The 23837-nt window shown below is 69.4% G+C and carries 13 protein-coding genes, 1 pseudogene and 1 CRISPR repeat array (1 of these 15 running past the window's edge); of the genes and pseudogenes, 2 read left to right on the forward strand and 12 right to left on the reverse strand.

Going from position 1 to position 23837, the window contains the following annotated elements:
• A CRISPR array of direct repeats spans nt 1–6501; the repeat unit is 28 nt; unit sequence GGATCATCCCCGCGCGTGCGGGGTTTAC (it extends 6649 nt beyond the left edge of the window).
• A gap of 56 nt (nt 6502–6557) precedes the next feature.
• The 10 genes and pseudogenes from C3V41_RS14075 to C3V41_RS12140 form a co-directional block, all read right to left on the reverse strand.
• Nucleotides 6558–6695: a hypothetical protein gene (locus C3V41_RS14075; RefSeq protein ID WP_246742298.1), complete on the reverse strand. Its 138-nt coding sequence runs from the start codon at nt 6693–6695 to the stop codon at nt 6558–6560.
• Nucleotides 6696–6761: 66 nt separating this feature from the next.
• A pseudogene (gene cas2e, locus C3V41_RS14080) lies at nt 6762–6950 on the reverse strand (type I-E CRISPR-associated endoribonuclease Cas2e); the annotation flags it as partial.
• Nucleotides 6944–7882 (reverse strand): type I-E CRISPR-associated endonuclease Cas1e, encoded by a 939-nt coding sequence (gene cas1e / locus C3V41_RS12105; protein ID WP_106110460.1) that lies wholly within the window; start codon nt 7880–7882, stop codon nt 6944–6946. The pseudogene cas2e and the gene cas1e, both read right to left, overlap by 7 nt.
• A 2-nt stretch (nt 7883–7884) precedes the next feature.
• Nucleotides 7885–8571 carry a type I-E CRISPR-associated protein Cas6/Cse3/CasE gene (gene cas6e / locus C3V41_RS12110; protein WP_106110461.1) on the reverse strand — a complete coding sequence of 229 codons (687 nt, stop codon included), beginning with the start codon at nt 8569–8571 and terminating at the stop codon, nt 7885–7887.
• Nucleotides 8562–9320 (reverse strand): type I-E CRISPR-associated protein Cas5/CasD, encoded by a 759-nt coding sequence (gene cas5e, locus C3V41_RS12115; protein WP_106110462.1) that lies wholly within the window; start codon nt 9318–9320, stop codon nt 8562–8564. The genes cas6e and cas5e overlap by 10 nt, the downstream gene beginning before the upstream one ends.
• Complete coding sequence (cas7e, locus tag C3V41_RS12120; RefSeq protein ID WP_106110463.1) at nt 9320–10447, reverse strand: type I-E CRISPR-associated protein Cas7/Cse4/CasC; 1128 nt, start codon at nt 10445–10447, stop codon at nt 9320–9322. The genes cas5e and cas7e overlap by 1 nt, the downstream gene beginning before the upstream one ends.
• A gap of 2 nt (nt 10448–10449) precedes the next feature.
• Entirely contained in the window at nt 10450–11043 is a 594-nt protein-coding gene (gene casB, locus C3V41_RS12125; protein ID WP_254423606.1) for a type I-E CRISPR-associated protein Cse2/CasB, read from the reverse strand.
• An 86-nt stretch (nt 11044–11129) separates the two neighbouring features.
• Nucleotides 11130–12791 (reverse strand): type I-E CRISPR-associated protein Cse1/CasA, encoded by a 1662-nt coding sequence (gene casA, locus C3V41_RS12130; RefSeq protein WP_106110465.1) that lies wholly within the window; start codon nt 12789–12791, stop codon nt 11130–11132.
• Nucleotides 12788–15739, reverse strand: a complete 2952-nt coding sequence (locus C3V41_RS12135) for a CRISPR-associated helicase/endonuclease Cas3 (RefSeq protein WP_106110466.1) — start codon at nt 15737–15739, stop codon at nt 12788–12790. Before C3V41_RS12135 ends, casA begins: the two co-directional genes overlap by 4 nt.
• Nucleotides 15740–16470: 731 nt before the next feature.
• Nucleotides 16471–17808 (reverse strand): cysteine desulfurase family protein, encoded by a 1338-nt coding sequence (locus tag C3V41_RS12140; RefSeq protein WP_106110467.1) that lies wholly within the window; start codon nt 17806–17808, stop codon nt 16471–16473.
• A 35-nt stretch (nt 17809–17843) separates the two neighbouring features.
• Between C3V41_RS12140 and nudC the strand changes: the two genes are divergently transcribed.
• Together nudC and C3V41_RS12150 are read left to right on the forward strand one after the other, a co-directional pair.
• Nucleotides 17844–19049: an NAD(+) diphosphatase gene (nudC, locus tag C3V41_RS12145; RefSeq protein WP_106110468.1), complete on the forward strand. Its 1206-nt coding sequence runs from the start codon at nt 17844–17846 to the stop codon at nt 19047–19049.
• A 169-nt stretch (nt 19050–19218) separates the two neighbouring features.
• Nucleotides 19219–21396: an ATP-dependent helicase gene (locus C3V41_RS12150; protein ID WP_106110469.1), complete on the forward strand. Its 2178-nt coding sequence runs from the start codon at nt 19219–19221 to the stop codon at nt 21394–21396.
• On the opposite strand, the gene C3V41_RS12155 is transcribed toward C3V41_RS12150, so the two are convergent.
• Nucleotides 21332–22423, reverse strand: a complete 1092-nt coding sequence (locus tag C3V41_RS12155; RefSeq protein WP_174714780.1) for a thiamine biosynthesis protein ThiF — start codon at nt 22421–22423, stop codon at nt 21332–21334. The two genes, C3V41_RS12150 and C3V41_RS12155, sit on opposite strands and share 65 nt — an antisense overlap.
• Nucleotides 22424–22606: 183 nt before the next feature.
• Nucleotides 22607–23794 (reverse strand): YlbL family protein, encoded by a 1188-nt coding sequence (locus C3V41_RS12160; protein WP_246742011.1) that lies wholly within the window; start codon nt 23792–23794, stop codon nt 22607–22609.
• Between the last annotated feature and the right edge of the window lie 43 nt (nt 23795–23837).

Raw genomic sequence — 23837 nt, forward strand, 5'->3', positions numbered from 1 at the left:
TCCCGGATCATCCCCGCGCGTGCGGGGTTTACTCTACGGCGGCGAGTGTAGCGATAATGCATGCCGGATCATCCCCGCGCGTGCGGGGTTTACCTGAGTATGAGAAGAATGATGGTTTCTGGCATGGGATCATCCCCGCGCGTGCGGGGTTTACTCCGGGCGTGTACCGGCTACTCGGTCGGTGAGGGATCATCCCCGCGCGTGCGGGGTTTACGCGCGTTTTTCGGGGTGTGCTGTGGTGGGGGTGGGATCATCCCCGCGCGTGCGGGGTTTACCAGTCAGACACCTCCGACTACCTGTCAGCCCCAGGATCATCCCCGCGCGTGCGGGGTTTACCCAAAAGCATCCATCAACACGCCGGGCACGGACGGATCATCCCCGCGCGTGCGGGGTTTACAAGTTCGGTGGATTTCTAAGAGTGCTGACGGGAGGATCATCCCCGCGCGTGCGGGGTTTACGTCCCAGGAGGCGTCATCCTCACTGAGACAGTTGGATCATCCCCGCGCGTGCGGGGTTTACATAAAGCCGTCGGCGCGTGTCACGTACCCCGTCGGATCATCCCCGCGCGTGCGGGGTTTACTTTCGGGACTCATGATGTTGACGTGAGGTCTAGGGATCATCCCCGCGCGTGCGGGGTTTACCTCGGCGCGGGCTTTCATTGCGTGGATGAGGGCGGATCATCCCCGCGCGTGCGGGGTTTACCCCGGGCCTGAGGGTCCGGTAGAGGGTGATCGGGATCATCCCCGCGCGTGCGGGGTTTACTTGGCCTCGGCATCGGTCGTGGTGGTGTCGACGGGATCATCCCCGCGCGTGCGGGGTTTACTCAGCGGGAGGGGCATGCGCCGCCTGTCGGCCCCGGATCATCCCCGCGCGTGCGGGGTTTACGCGATGGCGTCGTCGAGGACCTCGTTAAAGAGGGGATCATCCCCGCGCGTGCGGGGTTTACTTCTCCCCCGCATCCCACCAGAAGCGGTCCCCGGGATCATCCCCGCGCGTGCGGGGTTTACGCTCGGGGGATTGGGACACTGTCGCCGGCCTCAGGATCATCCCCGCGCGTGCGGGGTTTACACGCCACGCACGCGAAACGCATTCGCACAGATAGGATCATCCCCGCGCGTGCGGGGTTTACTGAGGTGTGATGCCGGGCACTTCGGTGCCCGGCGGATCATCCCCGCGCGTGCGGGGTTTACAATCGTGGCGTTGAAGCCCATTCTTGGACTTTTGGATCATCCCCGCGCGTGCGGGGTTTACCTACCTGAACAACGAATGCTCGGTTTTCAACGAGGATCATCCCCGCGCGTGCGGGGTTTACGATATGGGACCAACCGAAAACACCACGGGCTGGGGATCATCCCCGCGCGTGCGGGGTTTACATTAATTCCGGCGCACGCAAGAGAATTGGTGAGGGATCATCCCCGCGCGTGCGGGGTTTACTGTAGTTACGGAGAAGCGCATCGAAGAGAATCGGGATCATCCCCGCGCGTGCGGGGTTTACGCCACGCGGCGGGGCATGACCCCCACCGGCGTGGGATCATCCCCGCGCGTGCGGGGTTTACTGTCGGCGGCTTTCGGTGGCGTCATGAGCGGTAGGATCATCCCCGCGCGTGCGGGGTTTACGGGGGTCACATCTTCGTGCCCACCATCACATCAGGATCATCCCCGCGCGTGCGGGGTTTACATCGAATCGGTATTCGATTTGTTGCTGCCGGTGGGATCATCCCCGCGCGTGCGGGGTTTACCGCTACAAAACAGAACTGAAACAGCGCACCACCGGATCATCCCCGCGCGTGCGGGGTTTACGTGGGGGTGAATGGAGTTGGCCGCCAGAAACGCGGATCATCCCCGCGCGTGCGGGGTTTACTCGGTGACGGTGACTGCTCCCATATAGGCGTCCGGATCATCCCCGCGCGTGCGGGGTTTACGGCGGATTTTGAGACGACGCCTAACCGGGATGAGGATCATCCCCGCGCGTGCGGGGTTTACCCGGCCCAGGAGGCAATCCGGCCGGCATCGGGAGGATCATCCCCGCGCGTGCGGGGTTTACGTGGCGCGGTCGCTGGCGTCCTCGGCAAGTGTCGGATCATCCCCGCGCGTGCGGGGTTTACCATGTGGTGCCCGCCACTCGGAGGAAGCTATGGGGATCATCCCCGCGCGTGCGGGGTTTACAAGGCCGTGCGCATCATCCCCATAACAGTGTCGGGATCATCCCCGCGCGTGCGGGGTTTACCGAAGCGTCTTCGGGACATGGTCTCCAAGCCTGGGATCATCCCCGCGCGTGCGGGGTTTACAAAATGGGCACGGGCAGGACGTTCCCCGAACGTGGATCATCCCCGCGCGTGCGGGGTTTACATCTCCGGGGGCATCCCGTCCCACGCGAAACGAGGATCATCCCCGCGCGTGCGGGGTTTACGTGTCACGGATTGCTCGGGTTTTGTGTGGTGGCGGATCATCCCCGCGCGTGCGGGGTTTACTCGGTGAGGGAGGAATTAGAGTTCTCGTTCAGGGGATCATCCCCGCGCGTGCGGGGTTTACCAGGTCCTGGCGGACGCCGACGGGGCCGCGCGGGGATCATCCCCGCGCGTGCGGGGTTTACCCGGGTGGTGGGGTCGGTGTCCATGGTGGTGTCGGATCATCCCCGCGCGTGCGGGGTTTACGTCGGGTCGGGGTGACGTGGGCCGTGGGTACGCGGATCATCCCCGCGCGTGCGGGGTTTACGACCACGGCTACTGCACCGTGGCCGAGGAGGAGGGATCATCCCCGCGCGTGCGGGGTTTACTCTGAAGAGCTTTTTTGCGTCTTGTGGATTGGAGGATCATCCCCGCGCGTGCGGGGTTTACCTAAGGAAGGCAATCACATTGATTGCCAGGTGAGGATCATCCCCGCGCGTGCGGGGTTTACACGCTCTTGCTGTCGGCGGCGCTTGTCGCGTAGGGATCATCCCCGCGCGTGCGGGGTTTACTTATGAGTGAGCCCATTACCGCCGTGGCGTCGCGGATCATCCCCGCGCGTGCGGGGTTTACGGGGTAGGCCGTCTGACCCCCAGTTCATTATTGGGATCATCCCCGCGCGTGCGGGGTTTACTTATGAGTGAGCCCATTACCGCCGTGGCGTCGCGGATCATCCCCGCGCGTGCGGGGTTTACGCCTTCGGAATCTGAGCGACAGGGAGAGGAATCTGGATCATCCCCGCGCGTGCGGGGTTTACTATTTTGGCTTACAGCGGTTCTTTGTAGCACGGGGATCATCCCCGCGCGTGCGGGGTTTACTTCGAAGCCTGGAATTCCTTCGCACTTCCACTCGGATCATCCCCGCGCGTGCGGGGTTTACAGTCCCCCGAGCTCATCTCTGGCCGGCACTCGATGGATCATCCCCGCGCGTGCGGGGTTTACAACCACCTGAGCCGGGAAAACCTGACACGGGGCGGATCATCCCCGCGCGTGCGGGGTTTACGCGGCCGACATTCCCGGCGCCAGTAGTGAGAATGGATCATCCCCGCGCGTGCGGGGTTTACGATGACCCCTCCTGGGACTCTCTCGGGCACCAGGGATCATCCCCGCGCGTGCGGGGTTTACAGAATCCTCTGGCCGAGTTTAAGCGCGGCCTCCGGATCATCCCCGCGCGTGCGGGGTTTACACCCAATCGATTTTGACCAGATGAAACACGCCAGGATCATCCCCGCGCGTGCGGGGTTTACAAAGAGCGACGTAGTAGCGAGAAACTCGTCCCAGGGATCATCCCCGCGCGTGCGGGGTTTACGAGAACCTTTTCCGATGATAAATTCGTCAAACAGGATCATCCCCGCGCGTGCGGGGTTTACCGCTTTCTCTCGCCTATGAGAGTAGTAAGCGTCGGATCATCCCCGCGCGTGCGGGGTTTACCCGTCTACGGGGGCAACGACGGCTCGGGGACCGGATCATCCCCGCGCGTGCGGGGTTTACGTGGCGAGACCTGTGAGAATATTGCCGGCTGCGGGATCATCCCCGCGCGTGCGGGGTTTACATTACGTAGACGTAGCCGGCCCGGATATTGGCGGGATCATCCCCGCGCGTGCGGGGTTTACTCCAGGTCGTCCCTCAGGTGGGTGCCGTGGGCGGGATCATCCCCGCGCGTGCGGGGTTTACTGGATAGACGCCGCCCCGACCCCGATCGGGAGCGGATCATCCCCGCGCGTGCGGGGTTTACCACGCCTCCCGCCGGGGCCATGGCGTGCAGGGCGGATCATCCCCGCGCGTGCGGGGTTTACCTGATGCCGCCGACGGTGGCCTGGTCGAGGAACGGATCATCCCCGCGCGTGCGGGGTTTACGCTATGGTCCACCCTCGGGCCGTGAGGGCGCCCGGATCATCCCCGCGCGTGCGGGGTTTACTCCAGCCCGGCGGTGGTGGTGCCGAAGAAGTCGGGATCATCCCCGCGCGTGCGGGGTTTACGCACACCTCCATGAGGACGGAGAGAGGGAGGCTCGGATCATCCCCGCGCGTGCGGGGTTTACGACTGTACCCTGGGGGAAGCGACTTCTGCCTTGGGATCATCCCCGCGCGTGCGGGGTTTACGGCTTCTAGGCTTGGCATTGTGGGTGGCCCGTAGGATCATCCCCGCGCGTGCGGGGTTTACTTCTCATGTCCTACCGGCAGACACTGCTTAATAGGATCATCCCCGCGCGTGCGGGGTTTACCGTCCAAGGCTATTGCCGAAGTTTATGGCAGGGGGATCATCCCCGCGCGTGCGGGGTTTACACACCGCTATGTGCACCATCACACGCCCGTGGGGGATCATCCCCGCGCGTGCGGGGTTTACTCAGAATACCTCACCAGAATCCTCCCAATAAAGGGATCATCCCCGCGCGTGCGGGGTTTACACGGGCCTGTACGACGCGGAGGTCATGGCTCACGGATCATCCCCGCGCGTGCGGGGTTTACGGGGGCGTGGTCCCGGTGATGGACGTGCTTCAGGGATCATCCCCGCGCGTGCGGGGTTTACTCAGTAGAAATGTCAGTAGCCATTGGAGTAAACCGGATCATCCCCGCGCGTGCGGGGTTTACAAGGCGGTTCGCATCATCCCCATAACAGTATCGGGATCATCCCCGCGCGTGCGGGGTTTACTTGGTCGCCAAACTGCACGTGCTGCCGGGGTTCGGATCATCCCCGCGCGTGCGGGGTTTACTCCTTGTGGTAGGTCGGTCGGGCTCTGGTGCCCGGATCATCCCCGCGCGTGCGGGGTTTACCGGGCGACGGTGCGGCCCATGAGCCGCACCTCCGGATCATCCCCGCGCGTGCGGGGTTTACGCGGCGATGGACGTTGACGCTCTTGCCGCGGCAGGATCATCCCCGCGCGTGCGGGGTTTACAGATCCGGAATATTAACATGCCAGAACCCGTCAGGATCATCCCCGCGCGTGCGGGGTTTACTGGCGTTTGACGGTAGTTTTATTGTCGACTATCGGATCATCCCCGCGCGTGCGGGGTTTACGGTGTAGATGACTCTCAATTTCTCATGCGGTAGGGATCATCCCCGCGCGTGCGGGGTTTACCAAGTCAGATAGTTCACCTTGGTGGCTTCCGCGGGATCATCCCCGCGCGTGCGGGGTTTACGCCCGGGCCTGAGGGTCCGGTAGAGGGTGATCGGGATCATCCCCGCGCGTGCGGGGTTTACCTCAGGGCGAAGCCGGCCATGCTCAAGTACTGCGGATCATCCCCGCGCGTGCGGGGTTTACCTCTCAGAGACGCTGTGAGCGTTTCTGAGAGACCGGATCATCCCCGCGCGTGCGGGGTTTACTCCACGATCACCAGGGAGCGCTTGACGAGGGGGGGATCATCCCCGCGCGTGCGGGGTTTACCCACGGTTTCCCGTGGGGCCGCCTTGGCCTCACGGATCATCCCCGCGCGTGCGGGGTTTACGCGATGTCAGTGGCAGTTGTTAGGGTGGCTACGGGATCATCCCCGCGCGTGCGGGGTTTACGCTGCGCGGTCTCTGCGGGCGCGGCGGGCGCGGGATCATCCCCGCGCGTGCGGGGTTTACTTTCCGACGGCCTTGGGCTGTTCATGATTGACGGGATCATCCCCGCGCGTGCGGGGTTTACGTGGCCGTTGCTAGGGTGCCTGTGACGACGGGAGGATCATCCCCGCGCGTGCGGGGTTTACGACAGAAATCTTGGAAAATCAACCCAAAACCACGGATCATCCCCGCGCGTGCGGGGTTTACTCGATGGTGGCGGGTGTCCAGCCGCGTGTCTGGGGATCATCCCCGCGCGTGCGGGGTTTACATAATCTCCTTCTCCATGTGGATAAGAATCATAGGATCATCCCCGCGCGTGCGGGGTTTACGAATCTGGGTTGGTGAGCCAGGACACTACTCCGGGATCATCCCCGCGCGTGCGGGGTTTACTCCCATGTAGGCGTCCTTGGTGACCCTGAGCCAGGATCATCCCCGCGCGTGCGGGGTTTACTTCGATAAGCGAATTAGCGGCCGCATTCAGGAGGGATCATCCCCGCGCGTGCGGGGTTTACACTTGGCGATCCTTGGAATCCCAACGGTCCTGGAGTCTACCACCCCCCGGTTTCCTTCACTGCTGACCTAGTGCCCGCTCGGCAGAGTTGCGGTAGCGCCGCCGTCGAGCCGCGATGGACCACGACTCCCTGGGCGGCTTGACCGAGCCCGGGACCGCCCGTGCCCCCTCGATCTGCTGGTAGGGCGTCCTCATCACCAGGCACCCCTCAATGTCAACCGGCTCACGATCGTAGCCTAGCGACGAGACTGCGAAGTGCTGTTCGGAACGCACCGTCCAGATCAGTAGCGCGCGCCCCTCGCCAATGTAGGCGTGAACCAGCTCCCACAACTGCTCACGCACACGAGCCGAAAGACGGCCAACAAACACTCCGGATGACACTTCTAGGAGCCACCGGGTAACAGTCCCGCGTAGTGACGCTGGTGCTGCCGAGAGAATGAGAACTACCATCCTCCTGCATCCTCCTCGGCGTAGTTCGCGCCGCCGGCAACAGACTGCCGCTGGTAGTCCCACAGTGAGACCACGTTGACGCCCAGGTCCTCAGTCTCCTCGACCTCAAGAAGCCGGTAGATGTCCCGGACCGTCCGCTCAATAACCTTGAGCTCGAAGATCCTGTCCCTCACGCGCCGCCGAGTCGTCCCGGTGAGATCCTCCATCCCCTCGGCGACGACGTCGAAGGCGATCGGGATCGTCGTCTCGGCCTTGTACAGGTCCGCGACGTCGTACACGAAGGACCGTTCGTGCCCCGTGTGGACGAAGCCGAGCCCCGGCGAGCACCCCAAGGAGACAATGACTCCGTGGACGACGCCGTACAGGGCCGCGTGCGCGGCCGACAGGGCCTGGTTGATCGGGTCCGAGGCCTCGAAGTCGTCAGGACGGTAGTCGCGTCGTGTCCACGCCACCCCCGTCCTGCGCGAGTTCCTCCGGTACACCTCCCGGACCCGGGCGCCCTCCCGGCCCCTGAGCTGCTGCATGGTCAGCCCGTCCACGTCCTCCCCGGCGAAGCGCATGCAGTACATCTCACGTGCCACACGCAGCCGCTTCTGAGGTGAGGAGACCCGGGACGCCTGCGCCACGAGCAGACGTGTGGAGGTGGCCAGGGACCGGCCGTGCGCGTAGTAGCGCACACCGCGCTCACCCACCCAGACCGCCGTCGTCCCGCACTCGCCGAGCAGGCTCATGGCCTGGTGGCTCACAGACGTCCCCGGTCCGAGGAGGACGGCGACCAGAGATGCTGCCGGGACGTGGACGGTGCCCTGCTCGTTGCGGGCGGTCAGGGCACCATCCTCCCGGTGGACGACGCAGTGCTCCAGGTAGAGGAAGGACATTCGGTCCTGTACCCGGGGCAGCGCCGTCACGGGGACCGGCAGCATCCTGGCCATCCTCAGCCCCGCCTCACCCGGGCGAGCGTCATGAGTCCGCAGCCGTAGGCTTTGGACCGGCCGATCCCGGTCACGAGGACGCGGCGCAGCACCTCCGCGTCAGTGACGTGCAGCACTCCCTCGTAGACGGTCCTGTTAATGGTGACCCGGTCGTGCCCTCCCTCATTGGGGCGGTTCCGGTTGAAGACCGGACGCTCCCGGCGTACCACCACCACCACGGAGTCGGCGCGGTCCGGGTCCGTATCAGCAACGGGCACGAGCTCGAACCCGTAACCCGCGGTGCGGGAGACGAGCCACTGCCGCTGCTGCTCGACGGTGACGTGCCCGTACCTCTTGCCGCGGACCCCCGGTCCCCGTGGGGACGAGTAGGAGGGGTTCGCCGTCAGGCGGAAGGCCCAGAGCTGTCCGGGTGCCAGCCGGTCCAGGAGCGGTGAGTAGTCCAGGGTCCGTGCCTGCGTGCCGGCCGCGCCCGCCTCGGTCACGAGCTGGGTGCAGTCGGGCTCCGAGGGGGAGAGCAGGTACAGCGACGTCGTCACGCCCTGGTCAACCCGCCACAGGACACGGCCGGGCCCCTCGCCCTGGCCGCCCTTGGTGGCCTTCATGACGACGGCGTGCATGACCTGTGGTGAGCCCAGGTACCTGCGGGTCGCCCGGCGGGTCGGGTCCAGGTCGATCTTTGTCAGAAACACCAGCCCATCCCCTCCAGTCCGGTTGGCCCGGCCAGCTCAGCCATGGGGTCGTGGGCGTCGACGGACGTGGACCTGTACGCCTCCGCCCCTGAGTCCCCTACCTGTACCATGATCCGCTCGACCTCCCGGAATCCGTAGTCGCGGCGCCGAGGATCAAAGGACACCGGGACGTCCTGACTGCCCCGGACCCCGCCGGAACGCTGCTCAGCTGGTACGACCTCCTGGTCAATGAGGATCTCCGTGCTGAGACCATCGTCATGACGGCGGCGGAACCAGTCCGAGGCCTGCCACGGCTCAGCCCGCAGCGCCTTCAGCAGCGCCGCCTCCCGCAGCCCCAGGGACACCGGGAGGGCGGGCGGGCAGGAGCGGCGACCCAGGTACAGCGGGAAGGCCGGGTGCCGCAGGGCCTCGTCAATGCCCTCCAGGAGCGCCTTGTCGCCCTCAATTCCGGCGAGGAAGACGGCGTCGGCCAGGTAGTAGCGGTTCGACAGGGGCATGGAGCTCCTGCCGTCCAGGGTGTGTGCGGTGTGGAAGTCCCGGATGACGGTGCCGGGCTGGTCCTTGCGCACCCCGAAACGCAGCTTGATAAGGTCCTCGATCGGGTCCGTTCTGCGTCGTCCGACGGCGGCCGCCAGCATGCCGATCACCCCGCTCTTGGTCGGTGCGAGCTCGGTGGAGCGCACCGTGAACCGGGACCTCACCCCCCACGCCTGCATGGGGCCCGCGAGTCGTAGGAGGAGGACGGCCATTAGGCCTGCTCCTGACCGGGCAGGCGCGGGGACACGGCCTCGCGGACCTGCGCCGGCAGGTCGGTGAAGGACACGCGCTCCCCGAGCGAGGTCACGGCGTCACTGTCCGTGAGCGCGACCACGAAGCTGCGCAGCGGCTCCAGGCCGTAGTTGTCCTCGATCGTCGCCGCGTGCCGGGCCAGCGCCTCCACGGAGCGGGCCACGTAGCCGTGGGCGCCCTGTGCCGGAACCGCCTCCTCGAAGGCCCCCACCAGGGAGACGGGCTGGTCCTCGCGCACGGTCACGACGACGGTCTCAGGCACGGTCCGGTTGGCGAAGGTGTTCTGCTTACCGGTGGGCATGGACAGGCAGAAGCCCCGGACAAAGACCTCCAGCGCCCGCAGCGTGGCCTCACTGTCCCCGAGGTTGTGCCGCAGCAGGTCCACGTTGACGGTGGCGTAGCGGTACATGGTGGCCGAGGAGAACTCGACCGTGCCCATCATGCCGGCGCCGGCGTCCTCCTCCTCGGAGCGGTTCTTCTCGTCGTCCACGGCGGTGAAGAAGTCGTACTCGTTCTCCGCGGCGTGCGTGGAGATGGCGTGGGCCACCTGGCAGGCGGCGTCGACATTGAGGTCGGTGTCGTCGGCGACCATACGGCCGAACAGGGCGATATCGACGGCGTGCGCCTCCTTGAAGACCTTCTTGACCGCCTTGGCGTCCAGCGCCTCGCCGCTGTGGGCCGAGGCGATCGCGAGCTCGGCCAGTCGCTCTACCTGGCTGGTGGACAGGAACAGCAGGTAGCCGGACTCCGGAGGGGCGTCCTTCTTGTTGCGTGGGGGCGAGAGCTTGATCCTGGCCGTCTTGAACACCTCCTCGGCCAGCTTGGTGGCGTTCCCCGCGAGGTCAGGGGCGTCCTCGGTGATCCGGGCGGCCAGCAGCTCGGCGACCCGCTTGGTGCGCACGCCGACGTCCTTGGCGTCCAGGAGGTCGTTGAAGTACAGGCGGGTGGCCCGCTTCCAGGACTGGCTGGAGACCCGTAGACGGCGTACGCCCCCGTAGACGGCGGACTTGGGGGAGCCTGAGTCGTCACGGTTGACGCAGGAGGGAGGCAGGTTCTGGATGACGTGGATATCGACGTAGGTGCTCATAGTCAGTTCTCCGATTCTGGTGTGGTAGTGCGGTCGGTGCGGGACGCTGAGTCAGCGCCGTCTGCCGTGGACATAAAGTGGTACTGGCGGGCCCAGACCAGGCGGACCTCCTTGGCCCCGCCCGGACGCTGGAAGCGGACGATGTCGTCGGCGAGCATGGCGTGGTCCAGGGTGATTCCCCGGGCCCGCAGCAGGGAGACGAGGTCTCGTAGGTGGTGGCGCAGCTCGGTAATGGTGGTGGAGGTGACCAGGGCGTTAAAACGCTTACGGGCCGACGGGTTCTCCTGGTCGGGAGGACCGATCAGCTCTCGGGAGGCGTGCCCCAGCCCCTTACCGGGGTGGAACATGGGGTCGGTGCGGGACTGCTGGTGCACGGCGTAGAGGGTCATGGCGGTGTGGACGGCAATCTCCTCCCGGGTGGGGGCGTCACCCGCGTCGTCGGGGACCCTTACCTGGGTGAGTGCCCAGGTGGCGGGGACCTCCCCGGGCTCCCGGGTCACGGCGCCGCGCAGTGCCGCCATCTGCTCACGGGCCTGAGCCTCGTTATGCAGGTAACGACTCTGCAGCCCGTTCTTACCGCTCACACGCTGGCTCACGAGCCTGCCGGTAGCCCCCAGGGAGGGACGTCGTCGGGATTGGGTGGTGCCTCCCGAATCAGGAGGTGTCCTGGTATCCGCTGCGGTCATGCTGATGTCCTTTCTCCGTCCTCGACGGGTGCGTCCTGCGACTTGGCTGGTGGTATCGCCTTCTTGAGCGCGATACGGAAGTAGGTCAGGGCGCGGCCCACGTCCATGCGCCCCTTGCCCTCACCGCGCCCGGCAAAGGCGGTGTCGGGCACGGCCGAGGTGAGTGCCTTCTGCTGCCTCCAGGCCTCGGAGCGCAGCAGGGCACGCCACTCATCGCGGGCCTCGGCGGGGTCGGCCTCGTCCAGGGAGGCCAGCCAGGTGGGGAAGCGCTCGTCAATCACCTGGTAGAAGGCGGCCCCGGCACGGCCCCGTGCGGCCGTGGCCGTGTCCGGGCTCCCTCCGCACGCCCTGTCCAGGTTCGCGGCCAGGTTCCGCAGCGCGGAGGCAGCTCTTTCCGTCTCCTCCATAGCGTCGTGGACGACCCCCACCAGGCGCGTGCTGCTCGGATCCAGCAGACCGGCTGGCAGGGACAAGGCGTCGTCGACCAGCTCGGAGACGACCGCCTCCTGGGCCCCGTACTCCATGCCGACGGCGTGCACGGGAATAAGACCGCTCAGTGGCACAATGCCCTGGAGCATGAGCTCCTGGTAGAAGGAGATGACACCGGGGGAGCGGTACCGGGGTACCTCACCGGCACCCTTGACCGTGACCCGGGGGCTCAGCTGGGCGACGAGCGTGGACAGCCCTCGCCAGAAGGCCCGGTCCGTGGGCAGCTTACGGGGCATGTAGACGGTGGCCTTGAGCTTCTTGGTCTGCGGCTCGGAGTAGCGCCATGCGGTCATGGGCTCGACCAGGTAGCGGTTCTGGGGGGTCGCCTTGTCCCCGTTGCCCAGGAACAGGCTGGTGACGCGGGTATCGCCGTGGAGGAGGACGCGGCGTGTCTGCCACGTGTAGCAGGACACCGGGCCGGTGGGCTCCAGGGTGAGCGAGCCCGCGGGGGTGTCCGGCTCGCACTCCCACGGGGGCAAGTCCGTGGCCGGGTCCACGTCGAGGCCGTCGGCCACCTCGCAGACGACGGTATTGAGCAGCAGGGTGCGCTCCAGGTCCTGCCCGGTCACGGACACGACACCGATCTGCCCCGTCCAGCCGGGACCAATGGGGTACCCCTTGCCTCCCTTGACCTTAGGGTCGCCGGCAGCGCCTGTGCGTATGCCGGAGGGGTCGAAGGCGTGGACGTGCACCAGCCACCGGGCCGCCTCCGACCAGCTGACGGACTCCAGGCCCTGGGCGATCCGGGTGGTGAAGAAAGGATCCCCGTTGGGGACGTCCGCAATGAGGGACTCCAGGCTCGAGGTCTTCCCGGAGGCGGCGTGGATCCCTGCCACCTGGAAGAAGGGGTGCTCCGGGTGGCGCAGGTCAAAGCGGTCCCGGTAGTCCTCCAGGTAGGCGACGGCGACCCGTCCCAGGGTCCCGGGGGCGTCCCAGTACTCCTCCCAGGTCTCCAGGTCCTCCGGTCCGTCCATGACGCGGTGGCAGACTGCCAGCAGCAGGCGCAGTATGGCCACGTCCTGGCTGGCGATCTCGCCGTGGATGCCGGCAATGTCCGCCGCCTCGCGGAAGACGGTCAGCAGTGAGACCTCGTCAGGGGTGCCGTTGAGCCGGGTCACCCGTATCCAGGGCTCGTCAAGAAGGTTAAAGCTGGGTGTTTCCATTGTCATTGAGGGCTGATCTCCTTCAGTCCGGTGGTGGGGGAGTACTCGAGTGTCTTGCCGCCCAGGTGGGCCCGGCCGTCCTCCAGGACCAGGAAGAGCTGGCCGCGCAGCTGCGGCTCGTCCTGCCAGGCAGGAACGACCCACCGCTCCAGCTCGTCAATGACCTGGTCGATGACGCGCGCGTTGGACAGGCTCGCGGGCAGCCTCACCGCGGACAGGGCCATGGCGCGCACGACCTTCGGGTCAGGGACGCGGTCGGTCGGGATAATGTGCACCGTGCCGCCAGGCCGGCACGGCAGGGTACGTGGCTCCTCCTGGCCACCGTCCCGGTGCAGATCCAGGAGGATGACCTCCAGGGAGTCCTCGCCGTCGCGCACCTGGGCCCGACCCTTCTCCTCGTTGTCCGAGGCGGTCGTGTGCAGCCAGCCCACCAGTGAGGTGCTCCTCCCCGACTTCTTCGGCTCATCGAGAAGGAATCCCTGCGCCGATTTGAACTTGTCGGATCGCTCCTTCTCATACGCCTCCCTGGCCTGGGACACAGTCTCCCGCCACTTGGGTGGTACCGGGGCGTCGGCTCCGTAGACGGCCTCAATGAGGTCGTGGACGTCGTCGGGCACGGTGACCACCCCGAGGCCGTCGAGCACCCGGTCCAGGGCGGCCGCGCTCATGAGCATGTCCTGCTCCCCGTAGATCGCCTTGGCGCCAGGCTCCACGGCCGGGTCGTCAGAGGTGGTGGAGGGCAGGTAGTCGATGTAGCAGGTAGGGGTGGCAAGCCGGGGCGGGCGAGGCCGGTTGTGGCGGTGGAGCCGGCCCATGCGCTGAAGGACCAGGTCAATGGGGGCCAGGTCGCTCACCAGCAGGTCGAAGTCCACGTCCAGGGACTGCTCCACCACCTGCGTGGCCACGACGACCGCCCGGTGCGGCCGATCGGGGCGGCTGCGCGGCGGCCCGAAGCGGCGCAGCAGGTCGGCGTCCTTGGCCAGGCGGTCCCCAATGGTGAAGCGGGCGTGGTTGAGGCCCACGTCCTCACCGAAGGTCTCACGCAGCAGCTCGTAGGTCTCCTGGGCGCGCCGCACCGTGTTGCGCACCACCAGGGCGCAGCCGCCGTCGGCCAGCGCCTCTGTCAGGAGCGGGACCAGGGCGTCCTTGGTCAGGCGCCTGAGGTGCACCGTGCTGCGCCGCCCCGAGGCCGACGTCGCGGTGACCTCGGTGCGCTCGCGCCCCGCGGTGACCAGGCAGGGGAAGGGCGTGCGCAGGGCCTGGGGGGTGGGGGTCCTGGGGACCTGCTCTCCCGCGGCCAGGCGCAGGCCGCGCCGGTAGGCGTCGACCAGGGCGGTGCAGCGCGCCTCGGACAGGGTGGCTGACAGGAGCACCACCGGCACGCCGTAGGAGGCGAGCCAGGTCAGGGCACGGTCCAGGTAGACGTTCATGTAGGTGGAGTAGGAGTGCACCTCGTCCACGACGACCACCTTGCGGCTCAGCCCCAGGTGCCGCATGGCCAGGTGAGGGGCGCGCATGGCCTCAAAGAGCAGGTGGTCCACGGTGGTGACCACGAAGTCGGCGAGCATGGTCTTCTTGCGCCCGTTGAACCAGGCCAGGATGGCCAGGTCGGCCCGACGGCGCCTCTTAGTGCTGGCGGTCCGGCTGGTACGGGCCTCCTCCTCGTCCCAGCCGATCCCGGCGGGGCGCGGGACGGAGTCGGCCTGTCCGCCGAGCGCCCCCAGGAGCCGGTCGCGGATCTCGTAGCCGCGCCTGCGCAGCACCCGGGCCTCCTCATTGAGCCGGGCGCGACCGTGCACGAGCTGGACGGCAAAGTCCGACGGCGCGCCCCCGGCGGCGTAGGCCTCCTCGATCCGCTCCAGCCAGGACAGCTCACGGGAGAACATGGCGTCCGTGGTCGCCTGGGTGGGCAGGGCGAAGAGCACCCCGGCCCGGCCGGTCCGGGCGGCGAGCACCTCGGCGGCCATGAGGGCGGCCTCGGTCTTGCCGCCTCCTGTGGACTCCTCGACAATGAGCATCCCCGGCAGCTCCATGGTGCGGGCCGCCTCCAGGGTGCGTGCCTGCACGTCGGTGGCCCGGGCTCCCCCGGGTAGCTCAAAGCGCTGGGTGAGCAGCACGTCGGGGTCGGCGCCCTCGTCACGGGGGTGCCACGGAGCGGGAATCTCCAGGCGGGACCGGCCGGTGGCTACCCGTTCGGCGTGGGCGTCGGGGGAGAGGTGGTCCAGTCCGTCGTCGTCCAGGGGAAGAAGAGGGAAGTACGCCTCCGTGGAGGCGAGCCAGTCCGCCACAATGACCAGGCCCGAGAGCTCCACCAGGAAGGGCTGGGACCAGCGGTGCCGCCCCCAGCCGGGCAGCAGGGGCCCCGCACCGGTGCGGGCTGTCACGAGCTCAAGGAGCTCACGCTGGGTGGTGGCCCACGCCTCGTCACCCAGGAGGTGCTCGTGCCCGCTGAGATCGTTGGTCAGGGCCGCCCTCGTGGGCGGGATGCCGTGGTGGGCGCCGACCACGGAGGCCAGGGCCTGGGCCGCCCCAGGCGCCCAGCCGTGCTCGCCCGTGAGCCAGGACCTCAGGATCAGGTGGCCTGCCAGGGCGTGGGGGAGCTTACGACGCTCCTTGATATCGACGTGCTCGTGCCTCAGGCCCACCTCCGCCATGCGGTCGTCCAGGCTCGTGACCTGGCAGGAGAAGGCCGGGGTGCACTTGCCGACGTCGTGGACGCCGGTGGTCCAGGAGGCCAGGAGGCAGAACTCGTCCACCGGGGCCAGCCCTGAGGCTGAGTCGGCGAACTCGCGCTCAATGAGGTCCTGGACGGTGGGCGCCAGCCAGTGCTCGGCGAGGTGCCCGGCGAGAGTGGCGGAGTCGAGCAGGTGCAGCCAGAGCGGGAGCCAGCGCCTGCTCTCGGGGTCGTAGCCGGACTTGGCCCACACGCGCTGGGCGCGAGCTGACAGTTCCATAGGGACGGGGGTTCCTTCCGTGGGGGCTGGCCCAGGCTATCGCGCCAGTCACAGCAACACGCCCTGAGGTGCCCGTTGAGATCAAACTGTTATCAACAGTGTTCCGTGCTGACGAGATAGCCATGGTTCGTGGTGGAGGCTCATGGTGCGGCTTCGGCTCCTGGACGCGGCGTCATGACTTGGGGGTGGGCCGGAAAGCGGCTAGCCTGGGTGTTGGTGCAGTGGCAGCTGCACCAACACCCAGACAGCGACGGTCTTCTCGAACTAGAAGAAAGCGGAGATAATGATAGCTACGCTCTTCAAGCAGCTTGCAAGAAGACGAAGCACTTCGAGGAGCTGTGAATCATGGTTCTTGTTCTTCTTGGTGGGTGCCACCTTTGATGTCACCCGGGTCACCTCCTTCTTCTGATCGAGTCGGGTACTGTCGGGGCTGAATGTGTGTGGGTTAGCCGTGGCATGAGCTATGCTAGCACGCATGGAGCCGTGGCGGTACGGACTCTGCGTGAGCAGAGATGACCCCGTGTGGTGGTTAGCCGTCGCGTTGGCCCCGCGTGAGCGGGGAGCTAGTGGGTGCCCGGGCGTACCAGCCGGGGGTGTCCACGCAGGTCAGGGGGCCTCCGTCGCCGGGTGGTGACGGAGGCCCCCTGGACGAGGAGGACATGAGCCCCCTCTGTACGGACGTCAAAGACTATGGTCTTCATCTCAGTAAGTTGAGGATCCCTGGTCCGGCCTCACCGCCTGGCTGAGTACCCCCGGCGGGCGGTGTCCAGGGCCGCGGGCAGGACGTCGAGCAGCCGCTCGACGTCGTCGGCGGTGGTGGACCAGCCCATGGAGCAGCGCAGCGTCGAGCGTGCCGGGCCCTCGCCCAGGCCCATGGCCTCCAGCACGTGGCTGGGCCGGATGACGCCCGCGTGGCAGGCGGAACCGGCTGAGACGTCCACGCCGCCCATGTCCAGGGCCATGAGCAGGGCCTCGGTGTCCACCTCCTCGAACCACAGGTGCGCCGTGGTGGGCAGGTGGGGGGCGTCGGCCGGGAGCGTGGCGTGTACCCCCTCCAGGGCGCAGGCCCCCTGCAGGAGCCTGCTGCGCAGCACCTCCAGCCTGCGTGACTCCTCAACCTGCTCGGCCACCGCCAGCTCCACGGCCAGCGCCAGGGCCCGTGCCCCGACGACGTCCTGCGTGCCCGAGCGGATCCCCCGCTCCTGGCGGCCCCCGCCCGTGGCCGTCACCAGTGTCAGGTTACGCCGGGCCACCAGCGCCCCGGTTCCCACGGGCGCCCCGATCTTGTGGCCGGTGACGCTCATGGCGTCCAGACCCCAGGCGCCAAAGCGCACCGGCACCTTGCCCAGGGCGGCGACGGCGTCACAGTGCACGGGGACGTAGCCGGGGTCCGTGGGGCGACGCGCCCCGGTGGCCTCCCGGACGACCCGGACGAGTCCGCCGACGTCCTGCAGGACGCCGGTCTCGTTATTGGCCGCCATGACCGACACCAGGGCCGCAGACGGACGGTTCCCACCAGGGGACACCGCCTCGGCCAGGGAGCCGGGCAGCACCCGGCCAGCGGCGTCGACCGCCAGCAGGTCCAGCTCCGCCCCCAGGTGGGCGACGGCGGTGCGGGCGGAGTCCAGGACGGCCGGGTGCTCGGTAGGGGAGACGACGAGCCGGGGGGTGCAGTCCCCGGCACCGCTGCCCGTGGGCACCCGCCTCTTCCCCGTACCCGGCGCGTGGTGGTCCTCGTGACGGGTTCCAGGCGCTCGGCTGCCGGCTGCCGTGTGCGTGACGGTCCTGCGCGTCCCCTGGGCCCGCGCCGCCAGGACCCGCCCGGAGACGACCAGCGCGTCGGCCTCGGTGCCGCCGCTGGTCAGCAGCACCTCGTGGGGGTCCACCTCCAGGGCGGTGGCCAGGCGCGCCCGGGCCCGGGCCAGCGCCGCCCCTACGCGCCGCCCCGAGGCGTGCGTGGCCGCCGGGTTGGCCCAGCCGCCCAGGTTGTCGGCGAGGTCGGCCGCCACCTGCTGGGCGACCTCCGGCCGGAGCGGGGACGTGGCTGCGTGGTCCAGGTAGGTGCGCACAGGGCGGATCGTAGCCGCGGTGGCAGGATGGGTGTATGCCCTACCTCGCGCTCTCCCGCTCCGCCACCGACCGCGACGCCGGTCGGCGCGGTGAGCCGTACCTCCTGGACCACCTGGCCGCGGACCCGGCCACCCGGGTGGTCCTCGTCGATGCGCGCGGGCGCGTGGCCGTCCAGGCGGGACCGGTGCCCCTGGGTGCCGACCTGCCCCAGGACGGGCTCACGCCCCCGGACGCCCTGCTCCCGGCCCCCGCGACGTCGGAGCGTGTACGCCTGGCGCCCCTGGTCGCCGCCGACCTGGGCGACCTCCTGAAGGCGGAGGACCTGACCGCGCTCTACCTGGGGCGTGAGCCCGACGACGGCGCCCCACCGGCGCCCCAGGTCCCCGGGCCCGCCCCGCGGGGTGCCAGCCAGCCGAGGCAGGACTCGGGGGCCGCCCTGAGGCAGCGCGTCTCGGACCAGCCGGTCCCGGACCCACAGGGTGCCAGCCAGCTGGCCCCGGAGCAACCCGCACCCGGGCCGGGGAGGACGTCCTGGGTGGGCGTCGTCCTGCCCGGGGGCGCGGACCGGCAGGACCGGCAGGACGAGGGGGGACGCGCCGACCTGGACGGGCTCCTGTCCCGCTACCCCCTGGCGGCCCTGCGCGCGGTGGGCGCGGACATGGACGCCCACGACGCGGGCCTGGCCACCACGGCGGTGGCCCTGGCCGCCTGGCACCACCGCTCCCGCTACTGCCCGGCCTGCGGGACCCCCACCCGGGTCGTCCAGGCCGGGTGGGCGCGGCGCTGCCCGGGCTGCGCCGCCACGCACTTCCCCCGCACCGACCCGGCCGTCATTATGGCCGTCACCGACGACGCCGACCGCCTCCTGCTGGTTCACGGGGCCACCTGGGAGGCGCGCAGGTACTCCGTGGTCGCCGGGTTTGTCGAGGCGGGGGAGGACGCCGAGGCGGCCGTGGCCCGGGAGGTCTGGGAGGAGACGGGGCTGCGGGTAGGGCGTGTGGAGCAGGTGGCCACCCAGCCCTGGCCCTTCCCCCGCTCCCTCATGCTGGGCTACCGGGCCCGCCTGGTCCCCGGTCAGGGCCTGCCCCGGCCCGACGGCGTCGAGGTCACCGGCGCCCGCCTGCTCACCCGGGCCCAGCTCGCCGAGGCGGTGGCCCGCAGGGAGGTGGTCCTGCCGGGACGCACCTCGATCGCCCGCGTCCTCATTGACGACTGGTACGACCAGCCCGAACGCCCCTGACGCCAGAGGTGCCGGGTCAGGCCGCCCCGCCGACCTCGGGCCTGCGCGCGCGTCCCTGACGCCAGAGGCGCCGGAGTACCAGGGGGCGGGGTGCCGGGGACCGGCCGAGAAGGGCGTCAGGGTCCTGCAGGGGGCGGGAGGGCGGGCAGGCGTGGCACCCTTGGACCTAATGAGCCAGCCTCCGACATCCTCACCGCCGCCACCCGCCCCAGCACCGCGGTCCGCCCCGCCGTCACCCGCGCCGTCCGCCCCGCCGTCACCCGCGCCGCCGTCTTTTGCCACGCCGGCTGCCAGATGGGACGCCCAGGCGCTCCTGGAGGCCCTCGACTCCGACCAGCGGCAGGTCGCCGAGCACCTGGAGGGCCCCCTGTGCGTCCTGGCCGGTGCCGGGACCGGTAAGACCCGGGCCATCACCTACCGGATCGCCTACGGGGTGGCCGTGGGCGCCTACCAGCCCACCCAGGTCCTGGCCGTGACCTTCACCGCCCGGGCCGCCGGTGAGATGCGCTCGCGCCTGGCCGACCTGGGCGTCCCCGGGGTGCAGGCCCGCACCTTCCACTCCGCCGCCCTGCGCCAGCTCACCTACTTCTGGCCCACCGCCATCGGGGGTCGCCGTCCCGAGATCCAGTCCCACAAGGCCCCCCTCGTGGGCGCGGCCGCCCGCCGCCTGGGCGTGTCCACCGACCGGGCCCTCATTCGCGACCTGGCCGCCGAGGTCGAGTGGGCCAAGGTCACCATGACCCTGCCCGAGGACTACGTCCAGGTGTCCGCAGCCGCGGGCCGCACCGGGGTGGCCGGGATGGAGCCCGCCGCCGTGGCCCAGGTCCTGGTCGCCTACGAGGAGGCCAAGAGCGAGCGCGGCGTCATTGACTTCGAGGACGTCCTGCTCCTGACGGTCGGTATCCTGTTGGACCGCGAGGACGTCGCCGCCCAGGTGCGTGGCCAGTACAAGCACTTCGTGGTCGACGAGTACCAGGACGTCTCCCCCCTCCAGCAGCGGCTGCTGGACCTGTGGCTGGGACGGCGGCGCCAGCTGTGCGTGGTGGGGGACGTCTCCCAGACCATCTACTCCTTCACCGGGGCCACCCCCGACTTCCTCACCGGCTTCGCCTCCCGCTACGCCGGCGCCCGCACGGTACGCCTGAGCCGCGACTACCGCTCCACCCCCCAGGTGGTCTCCCTGGCCAACCAGGTCCTGGCGCGCTCACGCCGGGGCGGGGTGCTGCGTCTGCCCGCCGGCGCCGTCGAGCTCGTGGCCCAGCGTCCCGCCGGGCCCGCCGTGCGCTACCAGGCCTATGACGACGACGTCGCCGAGGCCCAGGGCGTGGTGGCCCAGGTGCGGCGACTGCGCTCCAGCGGCGTGCCACTGAGCGAGATCGCCGTCCTGTACCGCACCAACTCCCAGTCCGAGGCCATTGAGCAGGCCCTGTCCCGTGCCGGGATCGGCTACCTGGTACGCGGGGGCGAGCGCTTCTTTGAGCGCGAGGAGGTCAAGCGCGCCATGGTGGTGCTCCGGGCCGCGGCCCGCACCGAGCGGGCCACCCTGACCGGGGACCTGGGGGACGACGTGCGCACCTTCCTGGCCCGGGAGGGCTGGCACGCCGAGCCGCCCGCCGCCCAGGGGGCCGTGCGTGAGCGCTGGGAGTCCCTGGCCGCCATTGTCGAGCTCGCTGACCAGATGGCCGAGCGCCGGGGCTCCGACCTGGACGCCCTGGTGACTGAGCTCACTGAGCGGGCCTCCGCTCAGAACGCCCCCACGGTGGCGGGTGTCACCCTGGCCTCCCTGCACGCCTCCAAGGGCCTGGAGTGGGACGCCGTCCTGCTGGTAGGGGCCTGCGAGGGGCTGCTGCCCATATCCCTGGCCGAGGGGGCCGACGCCGTCGAGGAGGAGCGCCGCCTGCTCTACGTGGGCGTCACCCGCGCCCGCCAGCACCTGGTCATCTCCTACGCCCGGGCCCGCACCCCGGGTGGGCGGGCCTCCCGCCAGCCCTCCCGCTTCCTGGACGGCATCTGGCCCGCGCCCGCCAGCAGGTCCCGTGGTCGTGGTACCGCCGGGGCGGGCTCCAGGGGCCGTGCCAGGCAGGCCGCCGTGGACTTCGAGGCCGAGAACGACCCGGCCACCGTGGCCTTGTTCGAGGAGCTGCGGGCCTGGCGGGCAGGCGTGGCCAAGGAGCGGTCCAGGCCCGCCTTCACCGTCTTCTCCGACTCCACCCTGCGCCTGATCGCGATTATGCGGCCCACGACGCTGCCCCACCTGGCCGCGGTCAAGGGCGTCGGCGCGGTCAAGCTCCAGGAGTACGGCCCGGCTGTGCTGAAGGTGCTCCGGGAGCATCCGGCCCAGGACTGAGAGCTGGCCCCGTCGGGGGCACCGCGTCGGGGGCATCGGATACCGTGCCGGGGGCGTCGGGCGGTGCGCTGGCGGTGCCGGGCGCCGTGCCTGGGGCCTCGGCCTCCTGGTCCCCCGGCTGCGCGGGCGCCGGGTCGGGGGCCTCGGAGGGCGGGGCCTCGGTGACCTGGCTGCACACGCACTCGGGGTGCGGGTCCCACAGGCGCTCCAGCCCCACCGGGTCCAGGGCGCTGAGCTCCACGCTGCGCCCCAGCCAGATGGGTCCCCGGCCGGTCAGGGCGTCAGTGGCCGCCCGCACCGCCAGCGCCGCCGCCTGCTGGCTCAGGAGGGACTCCATGACGGGGGCGGGCAGCGTCCGCAGCTGGGTGGCCAGGTTGGGCCAGTCGGGATCGGCCTCGCGCTCCCACAGACCCAGGCAGGTCACGCACAGGCTGGCCTGCGGCCCCAGGAGCGGCCCTACCCGCACGGCGGTCTCGCCGCAGGTCACGGGCAGGTGCGCCAGCTGGCTGAGCCGACGGGCCCGCAACGGGTCAATGACCTGCCCCTCCACGGTCAGGACCAGGTCGGGCAGGCGCCGCGGCGTCGTCGTCCTGACCCCCAGGTCCTCCAGCTCCTTGACCAGGTCCTGGGCGGTAGGGTCCCTCAGGAGGACGGTGCCCACCGCGCAGCGGGCCAGGAGGCGGGCAATGGGCCCGGTCAGGCCGCCGTTGCCCACCAGGGCCACGACGCCGCGGCGCAGCGCCCGGGTCCGCTCCTGGGGCAGGTCCGCGACGCGCTCCCAGTAGACCTCGTCCTGGGCGGTGGGCAGGTGGCCGGGGACCAGCGCCCCGACCTGTCGCAGGCGCCCCAGGACGCTGCGGGCCTGGGCGGTGGTCAGCCCCGCGGCCCGGGCGTCGGCGCGCACGCTCTCGGGGCTGATGAACTCCGGCAGGGAGCTGAGGAAACGCTGCTCCCGGGCGCTCAGGCCGCAGACCACGGTACCTCGTGAGGAGCCGACCTGGATGGTGTCCGGACTACGCCACAACACGGGCGCACCACCACGATAGTGCATTGTCTACACCCTCTCGATCATGCTTGACAGTTTTACCTTGTATCAAGGGTGTCACACATGAGGAGATTCTGCTGGGTTTTCAGCCGTGTCGGCAGGATGTCTGAAGGTCGGCTCGCAGACGTGTCATGCCCTGCTCTACTGGCCTGTGCCGTGTCCCGCCTACTGGGACTCGCAGGTAGGCAGGTCGCTCGTGCTACCGCTGGCAATCCCTTTCAGGGCGGTGACCGCCTCGTGGAGGGTGGACACCGAGACCACCTCCAGGCCCGCGGGGACGTGCCCGACCACCTCCGGGCAGTTGGCGGCCGGGGCCAGGAAGTAGCGCGAGCCCGCCCGCCGGGCGCCGGCCATCTTCTGGGCGATCCCGCCGATCGGCCCCACCGTGCCGTCGATCGCGATGGTGCCGGTGCCCGCCACGTCCTGCCCCCCGGTCAGGGAGCCGGGGGTGACCTCGTCCACGATCCCCAGGGCGAACATCATGCCGGCGCTCGGGCCGCCCACGTCCGCCAGCCCGAAGCTGACCTCCACCCCGGAGTCCGCCCTGGCGGACAGGTAGACGCCCAGGAGCGAGCCCTGGCGGTCCGAGCCCTGCGGCGGCGCCAGGGTGGTCACGGTAGCGGTGGTCTCAGCCCCGTCCCGGCGCAGCCCCAGGGTGACCTCCGTGCCCGGGGCCAGGGAGGACATGAGCGTACGCAGGTCGGTGTAGGTGGTGATGGTGGTGGTCGCCGCGCCCGACGGCGTGACCGAGACCAGCACGTCACCGGCCTTGAGCCCGCTGTCGGCCTGCTCCTGGGCCACCCCCGAGATCGTCAGCGTCATGGTCGTGGCCAGGCCCGTCTCCATGAGGGCGGCGACCACCGCGGCGTCCTGGGAGCCGGTCATCTGGGCCTGGTTGGCCTGGTCCACCTGCTCCTGGCTGAGGTTGGAGGGGCAGACCGACTCCCGGTCCAGGATCTCCTCCTCGTCGTCGAGCCACGCGCCCACCAGGTCCACGAGGTGGACGGGGTAGCCGGGGCAGCCGCTGACCGAGACCGTGGTCATGCGCAGGGCGCCGTCGGCCTGGTAGGTCGGTGCGCCGGAGACGGTCAGGACGTCGGCGGAGCCCTCACCGCCGGCGGCCAGGACGTTCCAGGTCGGGCCGGGGGCCTCAATGACCACGTTGACCGGGATGGTGACGCTGGCTACCACCAGGAGGGTCACCGCAATGAGTGCGACCGCAATGACCGGCCCCCGACGCCGTCGGCTCCGGGGGGCGGTCCCGTCTTGACCCGTCTCCTGCGCCGGCAGGGGCGAGGGGGGCTGCGGGCCGGGGGGAGGGCAGGTGTCGGCTGGGTGCTCCGTGGTGCTCACCGTCCCATCATGCGGCACCCACCTGGGAGGACACGAGGAGGGG

The sequence above is a fragment of the Actinomyces sp. oral taxon 897 genome (assembly GCF_002999235.1).
Taxonomy (GTDB): Bacteria; Actinomycetota; Actinomycetes; order Actinomycetales; family Actinomycetaceae; genus Actinomyces.